The organism is Acidovorax sp. HMWF018, assembly GCF_003061035.1.
In the GTDB taxonomy this organism is placed as follows: Bacteria; Pseudomonadota; Gammaproteobacteria; order Burkholderiales; family Burkholderiaceae_C; genus Acidovorax; species Acidovorax delafieldii.
In genome coordinates this window covers 1-1,698 of sequence record NZ_QAIM01000357.1, presented here as the reverse complement: position 1 = coordinate 1,698, position 1,698 = coordinate 1, and the positions used below count along the sequence as shown (strand labels likewise).

At 51.7% G+C, this 1,698-nt stretch carries 1 protein-coding gene and 1 pseudogene; both read right to left on the bottom strand.

Translation table 11 applies throughout. The features are described from left to right. Positions 1 to 508: pseudogene (locus DBR23_RS13620) on the bottom strand (branched-chain amino acid ABC transporter permease); the annotation flags it as partial. A 77-nt stretch (positions 509 to 585) separates the two neighbouring features. Further along, positions 586 to 1,698, bottom strand: a 1,113-nt coding sequence (locus DBR23_RS13615) for an ABC transporter substrate-binding protein (RefSeq protein ID WP_108498610.1), incomplete at its 5' end; no start/stop codon positions are given.

The following is a 1,698-nucleotide window of genomic DNA, read 5'->3' as shown; positions in this document are numbered from 1 at the left end:
TACGGGTTCGCTTGAGTGACAATCCTAAAATCATTGCGATTAGGATGCTCGCTCCAATGACAAGAAAGTTATATACAGGGATCTGCAATCCACTTATGTCGATCGTTCCATATATTCCATATAGAGAGCTGTCCATTGATCTCGGTGCAGCACCCCAGAAAAAACGAAAAACATCCTGGAACATCAGCAAAAGACCAAAGGTCAGCAAAAGTTGATAGCTAGGGTCTCGCCTATATACGGGACGTAACAACAACTCTAACGGAGCTCCGACTGTTCCAACGAGTACACCAGACAACACAAGTGCTGGAACAAGAAAAATCATCGGCATTTGCCATTGGTGCAAGAGGCCGACAGCCGTAATAGCAAAAAACGCTCCCAGCGCATAGAACGAACCACAGGCAAGATTGACGACCTTTTGAACGCCAAAGATGAGTTGCAGACCGCAGGCGACAAGAAACAAAATCGCGGCTTGGAAGAGACCGGCTAAAAAGAGGTTGGCATACTGCATTGAAGCATCCATTTCATGCGTGTACGGAATTTTTAACTTAGCGGAGTACGCTTAAAGCACACTCCGCTAACGAATAATTACACGCGGAAATCTGCAGTCTTGATCCATTTCCAGTAGTCTGCGCCTGCAGGCTTCTGCAATTGATCAGAAAACGCGGCGGTAATATCGGACAGCCCCGGGTACTCATGCTGAGTACTGTTCTTACTGAAGCCTTGGTAGAACATCTGTTCGGCAATCTTGTCGGCCCGATAACGCCCTCGGCCACCTAGACTTTCGATGTCGTTTCCGGCAATGGCATCAGCGATCTCATCAGTTTTTGGCCAGCGGCCGGCAGCCTTCGCCGCCTTCTCGACACCGGCTTTGTAAGCCATCAGATTGAAGTAGGCGCGGTCAGCCAATGTGGTCGGAATGGCCTTGTAGCGGTCCCTGTATTCCGCAACAAACGACTTCTGCAATTCGGATGCTCCGGGCAAGTCAAAGTAGAAGGTGTTCTGCCCCAGCAATGCACCCTCGGGAACGAAACTGGACCGCAGGTCATTGATTTGACCACCCGCCACGGCCGACACGATCTTTGCGTTGGCCAGCAGACCTGCCGCGGAGGCCTGCCGAAGAAAGATAGGAAGATCGGAGAGGAAGAGCGAATTGAAAATCAGATCAGGCTTGGCGGCGTTCAATGCCGCCACGTTCGTCGTGAGATCGGTGGCACCAACCCGGATCCATTGCTCAGAAACAACCTTGGCCTCGATGTCATAGCGAGACAACAACGTCTTGAACGTTTCCCAGCAGTTTCGCCCATACGAATAGTCGGAATTCACTCCTGCAATAGTTGCGAACTTACCTTTGAAGCGTTTGATGGCCATGAGCGAACTCATCACTGCTTCACACTCGTTGTCAGTCGACCGGAACACAAAACGAGTTTTTGGCATCGACTCTTGCACTCCGTTTTGTGTCGTTCCATCCCAGCACTGGAGCAGAACACGCTCATCCTCTGCGACGGGGGCGACTGCCAGAGTAACGCCGGTAGAAATCAGTCCATGAATGGCGTCCACCTTCTCCTGCAGTGCCAGATGGCGAAACCGCTCAACTGTGTCCTTGGGAGTGGTCTCCTCCTGAATGACGAGCTCCACTTTCCTACCTGCAATCCCCCCCGACCGGTTGATTCGGTCCACCCCCCACCGAACGGCTCGAAT